The following is a 15,449-nucleotide window of genomic DNA, read 5'->3' on the forward strand; positions in this document are numbered from 1 at the left end:
GATAGGTCCGTGATCAGGCGCTGACAGGACCTAGCCCCAGGGGCCGCGCTGGGTCGGCCGGCTGGCCGGCCGGGCACCCCAGGGGGAGGCGGCGGCGGTGGGGCGCTGCGGCGGCCCGCCCGGCATGCTGTTCGCCATCTGCACCAGCGCCTGCACCCGGTTCTGCGTGCTGGGATGGGTGGAGAACAGCCCGTCCATCCGCAGGCCCGCCAGCGGGTTGACGATGAACATATGGGCGGTCGCCGGATTGGCCTCGGCGGCCTGGTTGACGAAACCCTGGCGGCCCTGCTCGAGGCGGGTCAGGGCGCGCGCCAGGCCCAGCGGATTGCCGCTGATCATGGCGCCCATCCGGTCGGCCTCGTATTCGCGGGAGCGGCTGATCGCCATCTGCACGATGGCCGCGCCCAGCGGCGCCAGCAGCATGATCAGCAGGCCGACGATCGGCCCCGGCCCGCGGTTGTCGCGGTGGCCGCCGAACAGGAAGCCGAACTGCGCCAGCATGCCGATGGCGCCGGCCAGGCAGGCGGTCACCGTCATGATCAGCGTGTCGCGGTTGCGGATATGGGCGAGCTCGTGGGCGATGACGCCCTCGACCTCCTCCGGCGGCATGCGGTTGAGCAGGCCGGTATTGACCGCGACGGCGGCGTTCTCCGGGTTGCGGCCGGTGGCGAAGGCGTTCGGCTGGTCCTCGTGGATCAGGTAGAGCGCCGGCATGGGCAGGTTGGCATTGGCCGCCAGCCGCTCGGTCATGCGGTAGAGGTCGGGGGCGTCCTGCGGCCCGATCGGCTGGGCATTGTGCATGCGCAGCACCATGCGGTCGCTGTTCCACCAGGCGAAGAGGTTGGTGGCGCAGGCGATGACGAAGGCGAAGGCCATGCCGCCGCGGCCGCCCAGTGCGCCGCCGACGGCCACGAACAGGGCGGTCATCGCCGCGAGCAGGATAGACGTGCGCAGATAGCCGTTCATGACCTCTTCCCGTTTGCACCCGACAGACCCCAGATGGGGGGCATGGCAAGTCCTGAACAAGAGGCCGCCCCGCCGGCCAGCGAGAGCGTGACGCCGGAGACGGCGCCCACGACCCCCACCCCCTCGAAGCCCGAGGAGAAGAAGATGCCGGTCGAGATCGGCGGGCCCGCTGGGCCGGAGCCGACGCGCTTCGGCGACTGGGAACGGAAGGGTCGCGTCAGCGACTTCTGAGGGCCACCCGGCACGGCCGGTCCCGGGGGGTGACGGCAACCGTCAACCCCGGGGCCGCGGCCGGGCTCAGCCGGCGCGCAGGCGGCTGAGCCAGAGGCTGATGACCAGCACGCCAGCGCCGCTGAGCGCCAGCGATGGCCCGGCACCGGCCGCGACCATCAGCAGGCCGAAGACCGCCGGCCCCACCGCCTGGCCGAGGAAGTAGCAGAAGGCGTGCAGCGCGACCGCCGAGCCGCGGGCGCCGGGGGCGACCTCGGTGACGCGGGTCTGGATGCTGTTGTGCAGCATGAAGAAGCCCAGGCCGATCAGCAGCGCGCCGCCGATCCCGACATCGGGCATGCCGGTGGCCAGGCAGAGCATGCCGGCCAGCACGGCGGCGCCGGCAAGGCGCATCATCCGCGCCTGGCCGATGCGGCGCAGCAGGAAGGGCGCCAGCATCGTGTAGGCGAAGCCGCCCACCCCGAAGCAGGCCACGGCGATGCCGGCGCGCAGCGTGCCATGGCCATCCGCGCCCAGCAGCACGGCGAAATAGGGGAAGGGGCCGAAGACGCAGGCGCCCTCCAGCGCGACGCCGATGAAGAGCGGCTGGGCGGCGCGGTTGCGCAGGATATCCGCATACCGGCGCAGGACCTCCGGCAGTGTCGGGCGGCGGGAGGGCAGGGCGGGCGCCGAGGTGCGGCGGGAGTCGAGCCAGACGACCAGCGTCGAGGCGGCGGCGGCCAGGGCGCAGACGGCCATGATGCCGCGCCAGCCGATGAAGGGGGCCGCCAGGCCGGAGACCGCGCCGCCGGCCAGCTGGCCGAGGATGGCGCAGGCCAGGAAGCGGCTGATGGCCACCTGGCGCTGCGCCATGGGCACGCGGTCGCCGAAGAGGGCGAGGGTGAGCGGGAAGATGCCGCCGGCGGCCAGGCCCGCCGCGATGCGCGCGGCGAAGAGGCTGTCGAGGGAGGGGGCCAGGGCGCAGGCGGCGAGCATCAGGGCCAGCAGGCCGAGGCAGAGGCCGATGATGCGGCGCTTGCCGAAGCTGTCGCCCATCGGCCCCAGGATCGGCTGGATCAGGGCGTAGGGCAGGGTGAAGGCGCTGGCCAGCAGGGCGACCTGCTCGTGCGGGGTGGCGAAGTCGGTGGCGAGTTCGCCCATCAGCGGGTCGAGGGCGCGGCCGGCCAGGGCGCCGGCGAAGCCGCCCAGGCCGAAGACCGCGACCATGCGCTGCACCGCGCGCGGGTCGGGTGGTGAGGTATCCATGGGTTGGATGCTGCGCTGCGCGGGGTGTCGCGCCAAGGTCCGGTCTTCTGACCAATCCTTAAGAATGCGGGGGTCCGGGGGAACTCAGTTCCCCCGGCGGGGGTTCGGGGGCGGAGCCCCCGTGCTTTCTTTTGTTTCTGAAGAAGTCGGTGAGGAGCGTGCCGCACTCCGTCTCCCGGACGCCCCCGATGATTTCCGGCGCGTGGTGACAGGAGGGCGCCTGGAAGATGCGCGCCCCGTGCTCCACCCCGCCGCCCTTCGGGTCATAGGCCCCGAAGACGATGCGTTTCACGCGGAAGAAGCTGGCTGCCTGGGCGCACATCGGGCAGGGCTCGAGGGTAACGGTCAGGGTGCAGTCGGCCAGGCGGGGCGAGCCGCGCAGCCGGGAGGCCTGGCGCAGGGCCAGGATCTCGGCATGGGCGGAGGCGTCGTGGTCTGCCTCCACCCGGTTGCCGGCGCGGCCGAGCACCTGTCCCGCGGGATCGGTGACGACGGCGCCGACCGGGACCTCGCCCCGCGCCGCGGCGGCACGTGCCTCGGCGAGGGCGAGCTCAATCGGTGTCACGGGCCAATCAGCTGCCCGCCATCGGCGGTGATGGTGTGGCCAGTGACCCAGCGGGCGCGGCGGGAGGCCAGGAACAGCACCACATCGGCCATTTCCTCCGGCTCGCCCAGGCGGCCGAAGGGGATCTGCGACAGCACCGAGTTGTAGAGCGCCGGGTTGCTGGTGCGGCGGTCCTCCCAGCTGCCGCCCGGGAACTCGATCGAGCCGGGGGCCAGGCCGTTCACCCGGATGCCCTTGGCGGCCATCATCTTGGCCTGGCTGGCGGTGTAGTGGATCACCGCCGCCTTGATCGCGCCGTAGGGGGCCGAGCGGCTGCTGGCCCGCATCGCCGAGATGGACGAGACGTTGATGATCGAGGCGAAGCCGGGCTTGCCGGGCTCGGCGGCCTTCTCCAGCCAGGGCAGGGCGGCGTGGCTGGCGCGGACGATGGCCATCATGTCGACGTCGAAGGAGGCGGCCCAGCCGGCCTCGTCATCGGTCTGGCCGAAGCCGGAGGCGTTGTTGACCAGCACGTCGATGCCGCCCAGCGCCGCCGCGGCGGCCGGGATGAAGGCCGCGATCTGCTCGGCCTGGGACAGGTCGCAGGGGGCGGCGAAGACCGGGTTGCCGAAGGCCGCGAGCTCGGCCCGCGCGGCCTCCAGCGGCCCGGCGCCGCGGGCGCAGATGGCGACCGCGGCCCCTTCCTTGGCGAAGCCCAGCGCGATGCTGCGGCCGATGCCGCGGCTGCCGCCCATGACCACGACGCGCTTGCCCGAGAATTCCATCGACGTCTCTCCTGACGATCCCGCGGGCAGATCAGCGCAAAGCTTCGGTGGCGACAAGGCGGCCAGACGCCTTTCGCGGGGCCGGGGCGCAGCTTTCCGTTGTGATCCCGGCGCGAGAGGGCTAGGGACCGGCGCATGCGCAAGCTTCCCCTGATCGGCCTGACCCTGGATGCGGAGCAGCCGGGCGGCTACTCCAAGCTCCCCTGGTACGCCCTCCGCCAGAACTATTTTTCCAGTGTCGTCCGCGCGGGCGGGCTGCCCGTCGCCCTGCCGCACGAGGCCGCGCTGGCCGAGGCCTATCTCGACGAGGTCGACGGGCTGCTGGTCACCGGCGGCGCCTTCGACGTCGATCCCTCGCTCTATGGCGGCGGGCCGGCGCATGAGACGGTGACGCTGAAGGAAGGCCGCACCGCCTTCGAGCTGGCCATGGTGCGCGGCGCGCTGGCCCGCGACATGCCGGTGCTCGGCATCTGCGGCGGCGAGCAGCTGCTGGCGGTGGCGCTGGGCGGCACGCTGATCCAGCACATCCCGGACAGCGTCGCCGATTGCCTGCCGCATGAGCAGCCCAACCCGCGCACCGAGCCGGGCCACGAGGTCGCCATCACCGCGGGCAGCCTGCTGGCGCGCGCCGCGGGCACGCTGCGCATGGCGGTGAACTCGGCGCATCACCAGGCCGTCGCCACCCCGGGGCCGCGCGCCCTGGTCAATGCCGTGGCGCCGGACGGGGTGATCGAGGGCATCGAATCGCCTGACCACCGCTTCGCGCTGGGCGTGCAGTGGCATCCGGAATACGCGGTGGACCCGAAGGACCAGGCGATCCTGGACGCCTTCGTCGCCGCCTGCCGTGACGCCGCCGCCGCGCGGAGGGCCGCATGACCGACATGACCGACACGATCCAGGACGCCGGGGATGGCGAGCGCGGCGAGCGCATCGCCAAGTGGCTGGCCCGCGCCGGCGTCGCCAGCCGCCGCGACGCCGAGAAGCTGGTCGCCGAGGGCAAGGTGTCGCTCAACGGCCAGATCGTCGAGACGCCGGCGACCTTCGTCGGGCCCGAGGACCGCGTCGTCGTCGACGGCAAGCCGGTCGGCCAGGCGCAGCACACCCGCCTGTTCCGCTACCACAAGCCGCCCGGCCTGGTGACCACGCACAAGGACCCGGAAGGCCGCCGCACCGTCTTCGACGAACTGCCCGCCGCGCTGCCGCGGCTGGTCTCGGTCGGCCGGCTCGACCTGAATTCCGAGGGCCTGCTGCTGCTGACCAATGACGGCGCCCTGTCGCGCCGGCTGGAACTGCCGGCCAATGCCTGGAACCGCCGCTACCGCGCCCGCGTGCATGGCCGGGTCGACGAGCGGGCGCTGGCCCAGCTGGCCCATGGCATCACCGTCGAGGGCGTCGCCTATGGCCCGATCCAGGCCGGGCTCGATTCCCGCCAGGGCACCAATGCCTGGCTGACCGTCACCCTGACCGAGGGCAAGAACCGCGAGGTCCGTCGCGTCCTGCAGCATCTCGGCCTGACGGTGACCCGGCTGATCCGCACCGCCTATGGCCCCTTCAGCCTGGGCGACCTGCCGCGCGGCGCGGTGGAGGAGGTCAGCGCCAAGGTGATGCGCGAGCAGCTCGGCCTCGACGCGCCGCCGCGCATCCGCCGCGGCAAGGAGCTGGCCGCCGAGGCCGCGGCGCGCGCCGCCGCGATCGCCGCCGCCGAGGGCGACCCGACCGCGCCGAAGCCCGCCGCCAAGCCGGAGGCGATGCAGCGTTCCCGCCCGGCCAAGCCGCCGCGCGCCCGCAACGCCACCGAGCCGCTGCGCCGCGCCTGGGGCGCCATCGCCCAGGGGCCGGATGCCGACCAGCCGCAGGGCCCCGGCAAGCGCGGCCGCGGCGGCCCGCGCAAGCCGCGCTGATGCGGATCATCGCCGGGCGGCATCGCGGCCGCCGGCTGGAGGCGCCGCCCGGCGCCGCCACCCGCCCGACCGCCGACCGCGTCCGCCAGGCGCTGTTCGACATGCTGTGGCACGCCCCCTGGGCCGGCCGCGCGGCGGTGGAGGAGGCGGTCGTGCTCGACGCCTTCGCCGGCACCGGGGCGCTCGGGCTGGAGGCGCTGTCGCGCGGCGCCGCCTCGGCCTGTTTCATCGAGCAGGATCGCGTCGCGCTCGGCGTGCTGCGCGCCAACATCACGCTGTGCCAGGAATCCGCCCGCGCCCGGATCATGGCCGGCGACGCGACCCGCCCGCCCAAGGCGGTGGCACCCTGCGGCCTGGTCTTCCTCGATCCGCCCTACGGCAAGGAGCTGGTGCCCAGATCGGTCGCCGCCCTGGGCGCCGCCGGCTGGATCGCGCCGGGCGCCCTGCTGATCGCGGAAACCGGGCGGGAAGAGGCGCTTATCCTCGCCGGATACGAGGAAGTCGCGGTCCGCGAGCATGGCGCGGCGAAGGTGTCCTGCTTCAGGAAGGCAGGCTGAAGGCCAGGGGAAGGCCAGGGGAAGGAATTCCCCTGGACCCCGTCTTCTTTCTGTTCAACGGCCGTGGGCAGGGGGCGCGGATTACGCGCCGGGCTCGCCCAGGGTCGCGCCCAGCCGCGTATAGACCTCGCGCAGACGGCCTTCGTAAGCCTCGTTGCTGAACAGGGCGGCCCGCTTCGGGCCGGCATTCTCCAGCCAGCCGCGCAGCTCGGCATCGGTGTCCAGCGCGCGGATCGCCTCGGTCATGGCACGGACGTCGTAGGGGTCGATGGTGATGGCGGATTCGCCGACCACCTCCGGCAGCGAGGAGGTGTTGGAGGTCAGCACCGGCGTGCCCAGCTTCATCGCCTCCAGCGCCGGCAGGCCGAAGCCCTCGTAGAGCGAGGGGAACATCGCCGCCTTGGCGCCGCGGATCAGCGAGATCAGCAGGCGGAAGGGCGCATAGTCCAGCATGATGATCTTGCTGCGCTGGCGCAGGATCGAGCCTTCCTGCACCTGGTAGCGGATATGGTCGTCGAACAGGAGCTTCAGCTCCTCCTCGCTCTTCCAGGCCTTCTTGCCGACGATCACCAGCGGCAGGTCGGTGCCGGAGGAGAGGAAGGCCTCGATCATGCGGCCGACATTCTTCTTCGGCTCGATGGCGCCGAAGAACAGGAAGTACTTCTTCCACTCCAGGCCATAGCTGCCGCGGATCTCGTCCTGCGCCTCGTTGACCGGCTTGTCGGTGAACTTCCGCGGCAGGTCGACCGCCTGGTAGGTGTTGGTGACCTTCTCCGGATCGGCGCCGAGCAGGGTGATGATGTCCTGGCGCGAGGCCTCGGAGACGGTGACGATATGGTCCGCCTTCTGCACGATCTGGCGGTTCATCCGGAAATAGCGGCGCTTGTTGTCGAGCGTCGTATAGGGCAGCCGCAGCGGCACCAGGTCGTGCAGGCAATAGACGTTCTTGGCGCCGGGGATCCGCATCGGCAGCGGATAGGTCCAGTGCATGATCTGCGGCGGCCGCGGCATCCGCACCTTCAGCTGGGTGCCGAACAGCTTGAAGCTGTTATGCGCCAGGGTGAAGCCGTTCTCGACGTTCCACAGATGGTCGAAATGCGGCATCCGGCTCTCGAAGGTGGTCGAGACCACCTGGCCGGTGATCGGCACCCGCGTCGCATATTCGCCGAGCGGCGACATCAGCGCCCGCCGCGTGCCGCGCAGCCAGCGCAGCAACGGCGCCGTCTCGCCCACCCGGTTGTCGAAGAAGGCGATCTCGCGGATCAGCTCGTTGCGGCTCGGGCTGGCCCGGGTGCCGTAGAGCACGCCGACCTCGGCGCCCATGGCCCCCAGCCGGAAGCTCAGATTGCGCGCGTAGGTGGCAACACCCGTGCCCTGGTCGAGCGCGAGATTATAGCCATCGATATAGATTCGGGACCGCATGCGCCGACCCTAGCGGAGGCGGGGCCCGCGGCGAAGGGGCGTTTGCATCCTGGGCAACGCGATATGCTGCAATGCAAGAGGACTTGACCGGGCTGCGGGTGCAGGGCCGATAGGGGCCATGGACAGACGGGGGCGGCGATGAGCGGGCGGCAGCAGGAGGCGGAGGCCTTGCGGCGGGAAGCCGATGCCTTGCGCGACAGGCAGGCCTGGCGCGCCGCCGCCGAGGCCTATGGCGCCTTCCTGGCGCTGCGTCCCGACGATGCCGGCATGCAGGTGCAGCGCGGCCACTGCCTGAAGGAGGCCGGCGACATCGCCGGCGCCCTGGCGCTGTATCGCAGCGCGGCGGCGCTGCGCCCGCGCGAGGCCGATATCCCGTTGCAGATCGGCCATGCCGAGAAGCTGCTGGGCCATCACGATGCCGCCCGCGATGCCTATGCCGAGGCGGCGCTGCTGGCACCGCTTGCCGCGAATCCCTGGCGGGAATGGCAGGTCCTGGCGCGCGCCCGGCCGGGCCGCGCGGCGCCGGCCGCCGGCGGGGTGGTGCTGGACCTGACGGATCTCGTCGCCTGGGTGCGCGGCGGGCACCGGGCGCCCTCCGGCATCCAGCGGGTGCAGCTCGACCTGACGCGGGCGGCGCTGGCGCGGCAGCCGGCGCCGCGGCTGGCCGCCATGGCGCGCTCGGGTGGCGGCTGGCGGGAGCTGCCGGCGCCGCTTTTTCTTCGGTTGGACCTGCTGATGACCACCGGGGCCGATGCGACCGACCCGGAATGGCTGTCCGCCGTTGAGCTGCTGGAAGCCATCATCGAGACGCCGCCGCCGCTGCGCTTCGCCCCGGGCGCGGTGCTGGCGACGCTGGGCGGCAGCTGGAGCCTGCCCGATCATCTCGCCTGCCTGCGCGCGGCGCGGGCGCGCGACGGGCTGCGCCACGTGCCGCTGCTGCACGACTGCATCCCGCTGCTGCTGCCCGAGCACTGCGCCGAGGGCGTGGTGCGCGACTATACCCGCTGGTTCGCCAATCTTTCTTTGCATGCGGACGGGGTGATCGCGGTGTCGCGCTCCACCGCCGAGGACATGAAGCGGCTGCACCGCACGTTGCTGCCCGCGCTGCCGGTGCCGGAGACGGCGGTGCTGCGGCTCGATGCCGCGCCGCGGGCGGTGACCGGCGAGGTGCCGCCGCATCCGCTGCTGCGCGGCGACACGCCCTTCGTGCTGTTCGTCTCGACCATCGAGGGGCGCAAGAACCACCTGATGGTGTTCAACGCCTGGCTGTCGATGCTGCGCCGCGCGGCGGGGACGCCGGCCGCGGCGCAGGTGCCGCTGCTGGTCTGCGTCGGCCGCCCCGGCTGGCGCGCCGAGGCCGCCATGGCGCTGCTGGAGGGCGCGCCGGAGCTGCGGGCGCGGGTGCGCATCCTGTCCGAGGTCTCGGACCCGCTGCTGGCGGCGCTGTACCGCGCCTGCCTCTTCACCCTCTACAACAGCCATCACGAGGGCTGGGGCCTGCCGGTCACCGAAAGCCTGGCCGCCGGCAAGGTGGCGCTGGTGCCGCGCCATTCCGCCCTGGTCGAGGCCGGCGAGGGCGGCGCCGTCTTCTTCGCCCCCAACAGCGAGCCCGACCTGCTGGCGCAGCTGCAGCGGCTGATCCATGACCCCGGCTTCCGCGCGCAGGCCGAGGCCGCGATCCGCCCGCCGCCGCGCGGCTGGGACGCGCTGGCCGAGCAGTTCCTCGACGACGCCGCCCGGCTGGCCGAGGCCGGCGGGCCGCGCCCCGCCGTGCCGGTGGCGGCGGGGCGCCCGCATCCGCTGCAGCGCCTCTCCGGCGGCCGGCCGCGCCTGGCCATGGCGGTGGCCGAGACGCTGCGCGAGGGCGAGGCCTGGCACCCGCTGGAACCCTGGGGCTGCTGGACCCGGCCGGGTGCCGCGACGCTGGCGATCGCCGTGCCCGAGCCGGGGCCGCTGTGGCTCGAGGTCGCCCTGCAGGGGCTGCCGCTCTCCGAGGGACCTGCCCAGGACCAGGCGGTGGAGCTGCTGGTGCTGCGCGACGACATCCCCGCCGGCGAGCCGCGGCTGGTCACCGTCCCGGCCGGCGCCGAGGCCCTGGTCGGGCTGCCGGCCGCCGCCGGCGGCGGGATGCTGCGCATCGAGATCCTCTGCCGCGCCGCCGGGGCGGATGCCGAGGGACGGGCGATCGGCATCGGCGTCACCGCCCTCGGCCTGGCCGCGGCCGGCAGCGTGCCGGAGCGGCTGGCGCTGCTGGAGGCGCGCCGCTTCGCCCGCCCGCGCGACCCGCTGGCCGAGGCGTGAGGCCGGACAGGATGGGACACGACTTCGACGCGGTCTTCCGGGCCGAGCTGACAGAACTGTTCCGCTGGCGGCGGGATGTGCGGCATTTCCGGGCCGATCCGGTGCCGGGGGACCTGCTGGACCGGCTGATCGCGCTGGCGGACCTGGCGCCCTCGGTCGGGCTGAGCCAGCCCTGGCGCTTCGTCACCGTCGACGACCCCGGCCGCCGCGCTGGCATCCGCGCCAATTTCGAGGCCAGCAATGCCGCGGCGCTGTCCGGCCAGGCCGAGGGCAAGGCCGGCCTCTATGCCCGCCTCAAGCTGGCCGGGCTGGACCAGGCGCCCTGCCATTTCGCGCTGTTCTGCCTGCCCGATCCGGCGCAGGGCCATGGGCTGGGCCGGCGCACCATGCCGCTCACCCTGGACTATTCGGCGGTGATGGCGCTGCACAGCCTGTGGCTAGCCGCGCGCGCCGAGGGGCTGGGCCTGGGCTGGGTTTCCATTCTCGACCCGGAGGCGGCGAAAGCCTGCCTCGATGTCCCGCCCGACTGGCGGCTGATCGGCTATTTCTGCCTGGGCTGGCCGCAGCAGGAGGAGGCGATCCCGGAGCTGGAACGCGAGGGCTGGGAGCGGCGGCACGCCTCGGCGCGGCTGGCGCGCTAGCGCGCCGGGCGGAACCGCCGGACAGCCCGCTTCACCCGATCGGCCACGCCGCGGGAACCGATGGCCCTCTGCCCCAGCCCCCTGTCAGGCCGGGCGCCCGCCGGGCCATCGCGCCCGAGGTCGCCCCCTGGACAGGGCAGTCCGAAAAAAACTACTTCCGGCTGGGGCCGCGCAGGGCGTGCTGCGGCTCCTCGAATTCCCGGTACAGGTCCTCGCCGCCGCGCAGCGCCAGCGGCCGCATGAGGAACACCGCCCCCCAGCCCCAGCCGCCATTGACCACCGCCCATTGCCACCAGGCGTCCTCGAAGCCGGGGACGGTGATGAACCAGGCGTTCAGCCCGGTGAAGCCGAGGGCGCCGGCCAGCGCGCCGACCAGCAGGTCCGGCAGCGCCAGCACCAGGCGCAGCAGCAGCGCCAGCAGCCCGCCGGCCAGCCCGCCGAGCAGCATCAGCGCGTAGAGGCTGGGCAGGCCGGCCAGCACCGGCGTCTCGGCCAGGATATGCATGGGCGCGAAGAGGAAGCCGCGCACCGGCACCAGCGCGGCCGTCTGGTGCAGCACGAAGAGGGTCGACTGGTGGAACACCACCACGGCGGCCGCGCCCATCACCAGCCCGCCGCTGATGGCGCGGCAGGGCCCGGCGGGGATCAGGCGGAGGAGGGTGACGAGAAGGATGGCGGCCAGGGCGCCCTGGGCAGACACCTCGCCCAGGCGCTCGAAGCTCGCCTGGGCGAAGGCCTGTTCCAGCGGCAGGGGGGTGGTGCCCCCCCGGCCGGCCATGACCTTGGCGATCAGATAGCAGGAGGCTGCCACCAGGGCGCCGCGCCAGGCGGCGCGCAGCAGCAGCCCCACCCCGAACATGGGGACGTCAGGTCAGGCGGCGCGCTCGGCCACGCATTCGCGCATGGCCTCGCCCAGGATGTCCATGCCCTCGTTGATCAGGTCGGTCGAGGTGGTCAGCGGGCAGAGGAAGCGGATGACGTTGCCGCGCACGCCGCAGGCCAGCAGGATCAGCCCCTTCTGCGCCGCCTTGGCGATCAGCGCCTTGGTCAGCTCCGGGTCCGGCTTGTTGGCATCGCCATCGGCCACCAGCTCCATCGCCACCATGGCGCCGAGGCCACGGATGTCGCCGATCACGCCCTTCAGGCTGTTGGAGTTCTGCAGCTCGCGCAGCCGGTCGGTCAGCAGCGTGCCGATCTCCTCGGCGCGGGCGCAGAGCCCCTCCTCCTCGATGATGTCGAGCACGGCATTGCCGGCGGCCAGCGCCAGCGGGTTGCCGCCATAGGTGCCGCCCAGGCCGCCGGCCTGCGGGCTGTCCATGATCTCCGCCTTGCCGGTGACGGCCGAGAGCGGGAAGCCGCCGGCCAGCGACTTCGCCATGGTGATGATGTCGGGCTGCACGCCGGAATGCTCGATGGCGAACATCTTGCCGGTGCGGGCGAAGCCGGTCTGCACCTCGTCGACGATCATGACGATGCCGTAGTCGTCGCAGATCTTGCGGATGCCGGCGAGCAGCTCGGCCTGGGCGATGTAGAAGCCGCCCTCGCCCTGCACCGGCTCGATGATCATCGCGGCGATGCGCTTCGGGTCGATATCGGCCTTGAACAGGGTCTCCAGCGCCTCGAGGGTCTGGGACACTTCCTTGCCGTGATAGGCGACCGGGAAGGGCAGGTGGTAGACATCGCCCGGCAGCGTGCCGAAGCCCGCCTTGTAGGGCACCACCTTGCCGGTCAGCGCCATGCCGAGCAGCGTGCGGCCGTGGAAGGCGCCGGAGAAGGCGACCACGCCCGAGCGGCCGGTGTGGTGGCGCGCGATCTTCACCGCGTTCTCGATCGCCTCGGCGCCGGTGGTCAGGAACACCGTCTTGCGCGGGCCGCGCGTCGGCACCGTGGCGTTCAGCCGCTCGGCCAGGCGGATATAGCCCTCATAGGGCATCACCTGGATGCAGGTATGGCTGAAATTGTCGAGCTGCGCGGTGACCGCCGCCTTCACCTTCGGGTGCAGGTGGCCGGTGTTGAGCACCGCGATGCCGGCGGCGAAATCGATGTAGCGCTTGCCCTCGATATCGGTGATCTCGGCGTTCTCGGCCTTGGCCGCGAAGACCGGGAGCTGGATGCCGAGGCCGCGCGGCACGGCCGCTTCGCGCCTCGCCTGCAGCGCCGCGTTGCTGTCGGCTGCCGTCACGCCCATCGCCCATACTCCATGCTGTCGGGTTCGGGCCGCACGATGCTCCCGCGCGAGGGGGCGGCGCAAGGGGCTAGGGGCGGCGAAAACGACCGCGGGCGTGGCTTATGCCCCATCGATATCGCTGTGCGATCAAGGGGATGGGGCGGCGCGGCCGCCTCACGGGCCGGCCGCGCCGGGCTGCCGCGCCGGCTCGGCGGCGGCCGGCAGCTCGGCCAGCATCCGGCGGGTGCGGGCGTCGCGGGCGATGGCGACGACGGCGCCGGTCCCCTCGCCGGGCAGGAAGTCCTCCAGCGGCTGCAGCTGCAGCGTCAGCGCGTGCAGCAGCGCCCAGGCGCGGATCTCGTTCTCGCGGGTGGCGGGCAGGATCAGCAGGTCGGTGGCGGCGTCGGTCATTGGGCAGGGCCTCGGCAAAGGGTTCTCGGGACGGGCGCCGGCGGGGGCGCGGCGGCGGTCACGCCGGGGCGGGCGTCCCGAAGGCATCGGCGGTGGTGGCGCGCATCACCTGGGCGAAGAGGCGCAGGGCCTCCGGTCCGCCCTGGTCGAGCAGCGCGCCGCCTTCCATTTCCCGCGCCAGCAGTTCCGCATGACCCGCCAGGGTCAGGGCGGCACGGCGCAGCGCCTCCTGCGAGAAGGCGAGCTGCTGCTGCTCGGAGAAATCATGCCAGGGAAGGGCAGGGCTGGAGGACATGGCGGGGTCCCGGGGCTGCGCCTTCCTGGCAGGGGTCCGTCTCGGGGACGGCCCGCGGAAGATGCGCTGCGCCAGTGAATGCCGCTTTAACGCCGCCCACTTTTTCGTGATTCTTTTTCGGCGTGCCGGGACGATGCCCCGGCACGCCTGCCGCCAGCCTAGGTCCGGGCCAGCTCGTAGAGCGCCACGGCGGCAGCCACCGAGACGTTCAGGCTCTCGATCGCGTCGGTGATCGGCAGCTTGACCAGCTCGTCGCAGGTCTCGCGCTGCAGCCGGCGCAGCCCGCTATCCTCGGCGCCGAGCACCAGGGCCACCGGGCGGTCCTTCGGCTTGGCGGCGGCCAGCGTCGTCTTCGCCGCGCCATCCATCCCCATCACCCAGTAGCCGGCCTTCTGCAGCGTGACGATGGCGCGCGACAGGTTGACCTCGCGCACCACCGGCACGGTGTCGAGCGCGCCCACCGCGGCGCGCGCCATGGCGCCCGTCTCCGGCGGCGCGTTGCGGTCCTGCATGATCACCGCCGCCGCGCCGAAGGCCGCGGCCGAGCGCAGGATGGCGCCGACATTGCGCGGATCGGTCACCTGGTCGAGCAGCAGCACCGTCCCGCGCGAGGCGGCCAGGGCGTCCTCCAGGTCGACCGGCGGCAGCGGCTCGGCCAGCAGCGCCGCGCCCTGGTGCACCGCATCCTCGGTCAGGAAGGTCTGGAAGCGGGAGCGCTCGACCCGCTCGGCCTGCAGCTTCCAGGGCTTGGGCAGCTTTGCTTCCAGCGCCGCCTCGGCCTCGGTGGTCAGCAGCAGCCGCTTGAAGCGCCGACGCGGATTGGCCAGCGCGGCGGCGACCGCATGCAGCCCGTAGAGCCACAGCGTGTTGTGGTCCGGCTTGTCGCGCCGCGCCTCGGGCGGGTGCAGCGGCTCGGTGCCGCGCAGGTCGCGCGCGTTGCGGCCGCGGCCCTTCGGCGCCGGCTCGGCGGCGGGCTCGGGCGCCGGGGCCGCGTGACGCGGGGTGCGGCCGGGCGTGCGGGCATGGCCCTGGACGGGGCCCTGGGCGGGGCCGTGAGAAGGGGAACGGGAAGGGGGGCGCGGGCCTTCCGGCCGGCGAGGGGGGCGGGACATGCGGCGCATCCTGCGGATCGGCGGGGCCGAAGCAAGCACCGCAATGCAGTTTCTTCACTTTCTTCGCCGCCCCCTCCGTTGACAGCACCGCCCGAAACCGGATAGAGCGCGGCGCTCCCGCCGGCCGGGAACGCATGGAGGGGTGCCCGAGTGGCTAAAGGGGGCGGACTGTAAATCCGCTGGCGCACGCCTACGTTGGTTCGAATCCAACCCCCTCCATATTCCGGCCCTCTTGTCGCGACGGTGTCGCGTTCGAAGGCCGGAACCACCATCCCGGCAGGAGGCGCCACGGCGCGGACGTCACTTCTCGTGGCGGTCGCGCGGTGCGGGTGTAGCTCAATGGTAGAGCCCCAGCCTTCCAAGCTGGTTGTGCGGGTTCGATTCCCGTCACCCGCTCCAACTTGTTCGGAGCGGGCGTTGGGCCATGGGCGTTTCTGCGCCGACATCGGCGCTTGACCGACAGGGTGACCGATAGATGGCGAAAGCTAAGTTTGAGCGGAACAAGCCGCACTGCAACATTGGCACGATCGGCCACGTCGATCATGGCAAGACCTCGCTGACCGCGGCGATCACCAAGGTTCTGGCGAAGTCGGGCGGCGCGTCCTTCACCGCCTATGACCAGATCGACAAGGCTCCCGAGGAGCGCGCGCGCGGCATCACGATCTCGACCGCCCATGTCGAGTACGAGACGGCGAACCGCCACTACGCGCATGTCGACTGCCCGGGCCACGCCGACTACGTGAAGAACATGATCACGGGCGCCGCGCAGATGGACGGCGCGATCCTGGTCGTGTCCGCCGCCGACGGCCCGATGCCGCAGACCCGCGAGCACATCCTGCTGGCCCGCCAGGTCGGCGTGCCGGCGCTGGTG

At 72.6% G+C, this 15,449-nt stretch carries 16 protein-coding genes, 2 tRNA genes and 1 pseudogene; 9 read left to right on the forward strand and 10 right to left on the reverse strand.

Annotated elements, in window-relative coordinates:
- Positions 1-30 precede the first annotated feature (30 nt).
- On the reverse strand, positions 31-966 hold the full coding sequence (gene htpX, locus WFI16_RS14820) for a zinc metalloprotease HtpX (protein ID WP_419898579.1): 936 nt from the start codon (positions 964-966) through the stop codon (positions 31-33).
- 42 nt (positions 967-1,008) lie between these two features.
- Here htpX and WFI16_RS14825 point away from each other — a divergent pair, with 42 nt between their 5' ends.
- Positions 1,009-1,197 (forward strand): DUF1674 domain-containing protein, encoded by a 189-nt coding sequence (locus tag WFI16_RS14825; RefSeq protein WP_419898580.1) that lies wholly within the window; start codon positions 1,009-1,011, stop codon positions 1,195-1,197.
- Positions 1,198-1,263: 66 nt separating this feature from the next.
- Here the strand turns inward: WFI16_RS14825 and WFI16_RS14830 are convergent, their stop codons facing one another.
- From WFI16_RS14830 to WFI16_RS14840, 3 genes are read right to left on the reverse strand one after another with little or no spacing between them, the layout of a single operon-like run.
- Positions 1,264-2,442, reverse strand: a complete 1,179-nt coding sequence (locus WFI16_RS14830) for an MFS transporter (RefSeq protein WP_419898581.1) — start codon at positions 2,440-2,442, stop codon at positions 1,264-1,266.
- 58 nt (positions 2,443-2,500) lie between these two features.
- The gene (locus tag WFI16_RS14835; RefSeq protein ID WP_419898582.1) at positions 2,501-3,007 is read right to left on the reverse strand and encodes a nucleoside deaminase; all 507 of its coding nucleotides are present in this window, start codon (positions 3,005-3,007) and stop codon (positions 2,501-2,503) included.
- Positions 3,004-3,771, reverse strand: coding sequence for an SDR family NAD(P)-dependent oxidoreductase (locus WFI16_RS14840; protein ID WP_419898583.1), 768 nt, complete (start codon positions 3,769-3,771; stop codon positions 3,004-3,006). Before WFI16_RS14840 ends, WFI16_RS14835 begins: the two co-directional genes overlap by 4 nt.
- A 135-nt stretch (positions 3,772-3,906) precedes the next feature.
- Between WFI16_RS14840 and WFI16_RS14845 the strand changes: the two genes are divergently transcribed.
- The 3 genes and pseudogenes from WFI16_RS14845 (at position 3,907) to rsmD (ending at position 6,229) form a co-directional block, all read left to right on the forward strand.
- Positions 3,907-4,647: a gamma-glutamyl-gamma-aminobutyrate hydrolase family protein gene (locus tag WFI16_RS14845; RefSeq protein WP_419898584.1), complete on the forward strand. Its 741-nt coding sequence runs from the start codon at positions 3,907-3,909 to the stop codon at positions 4,645-4,647.
- Positions 4,648-4,652: 5 nt separating this feature from the next.
- Positions 4,653-5,420 (forward strand): annotated as a pseudogene (locus tag WFI16_RS14850) (pseudouridine synthase); the annotation flags it as partial.
- 251 nt (positions 5,421-5,671) lie between these two features.
- On the forward strand, positions 5,672-6,229 hold the full coding sequence (gene rsmD / locus WFI16_RS14855; protein ID WP_419898586.1) for a 16S rRNA (guanine(966)-N(2))-methyltransferase RsmD: 558 nt from the start codon (positions 5,672-5,674) through the stop codon (positions 6,227-6,229).
- Positions 6,230-6,310: 81 nt separating this feature from the next.
- On the opposite strand, the gene WFI16_RS14860 is transcribed toward rsmD, so the two are convergent.
- Positions 6,311-7,651 carry a glycosyltransferase family 4 protein gene (locus WFI16_RS14860; RefSeq protein ID WP_419898587.1) on the reverse strand — a complete coding sequence of 447 codons (1,341 nt, stop codon included), beginning with the start codon at positions 7,649-7,651 and terminating at the stop codon, positions 6,311-6,313.
- A 138-nt stretch (positions 7,652-7,789) separates the two neighbouring features.
- Between WFI16_RS14860 and WFI16_RS14865 the strand changes: the two genes are divergently transcribed.
- Entirely contained in the window at positions 7,790-9,952 is a 2,163-nt protein-coding gene (locus WFI16_RS14865) for a glycosyltransferase family 4 protein (RefSeq protein ID WP_419898588.1), read from the forward strand.
- A gap of 11 nt (positions 9,953-9,963) precedes the next feature.
- A complete protein-coding gene (gene bluB / locus WFI16_RS14870; RefSeq protein ID WP_419898589.1) occupies positions 9,964-10,593 on the forward strand; it encodes a 5,6-dimethylbenzimidazole synthase in 630 nt (209 codons plus the stop codon).
- Between the two features lie 151 nt (positions 10,594-10,744).
- Here the strand turns inward: bluB and WFI16_RS14875 are convergent, their stop codons facing one another.
- From WFI16_RS14875 to rlmB, 5 genes are all read right to left on the reverse strand, one after another.
- A complete protein-coding gene (locus WFI16_RS14875; protein WP_419898590.1) occupies positions 10,745-11,452 on the reverse strand; it encodes a hypothetical protein in 708 nt (235 codons plus the stop codon).
- Positions 11,453-11,464: 12 nt separating this feature from the next.
- Positions 11,465-12,781 carry a 4-aminobutyrate--2-oxoglutarate transaminase gene (gabT, locus tag WFI16_RS14880; protein WP_419898591.1) on the reverse strand — a complete coding sequence of 439 codons (1,317 nt, stop codon included), beginning with the start codon at positions 12,779-12,781 and terminating at the stop codon, positions 11,465-11,467.
- Between the two features lie 153 nt (positions 12,782-12,934).
- Positions 12,935-13,171 (reverse strand): hypothetical protein, encoded by a 237-nt coding sequence (locus WFI16_RS14885; protein ID WP_419898592.1) that lies wholly within the window; start codon positions 13,169-13,171, stop codon positions 12,935-12,937.
- Between the two features lie 58 nt (positions 13,172-13,229).
- Positions 13,230-13,466, reverse strand: a complete 237-nt coding sequence (locus tag WFI16_RS14890; RefSeq protein ID WP_419898593.1) for a hypothetical protein — start codon at positions 13,464-13,466, stop codon at positions 13,230-13,232.
- 158 nt (positions 13,467-13,624) lie between these two features.
- Positions 13,625-14,578 (reverse strand): 23S rRNA (guanosine(2251)-2'-O)-methyltransferase RlmB, encoded by a 954-nt coding sequence (gene rlmB, locus WFI16_RS14895; protein ID WP_419898594.1) that lies wholly within the window; start codon positions 14,576-14,578, stop codon positions 13,625-13,627.
- Between the two features lie 136 nt (positions 14,579-14,714).
- Here rlmB and WFI16_RS14900 point away from each other — a divergent pair.
- The 3 genes from WFI16_RS14900 to WFI16_RS14910 form a co-directional block, all read left to right on the forward strand.
- Positions 14,715-14,797: transfer RNA gene (locus WFI16_RS14900), tRNA-Tyr, on the forward strand.
- Between the two features lie 106 nt (positions 14,798-14,903).
- A tRNA-Gly gene (locus WFI16_RS14905) sits at positions 14,904-14,977 on the forward strand.
- A 76-nt stretch (positions 14,978-15,053) separates the two neighbouring features.
- Positions 15,054-15,449 (forward strand): GTP-binding protein (locus tag WFI16_RS14910; protein ID WP_419898595.1); only part of this gene is annotated, 396 nt, incomplete at its 3' end.

Source organism: Roseomonas sp. USHLN139, assembly GCF_037145735.1.
GTDB lineage: Bacteria > Pseudomonadota > Alphaproteobacteria > Acetobacterales > Acetobacteraceae > Pseudoroseomonas.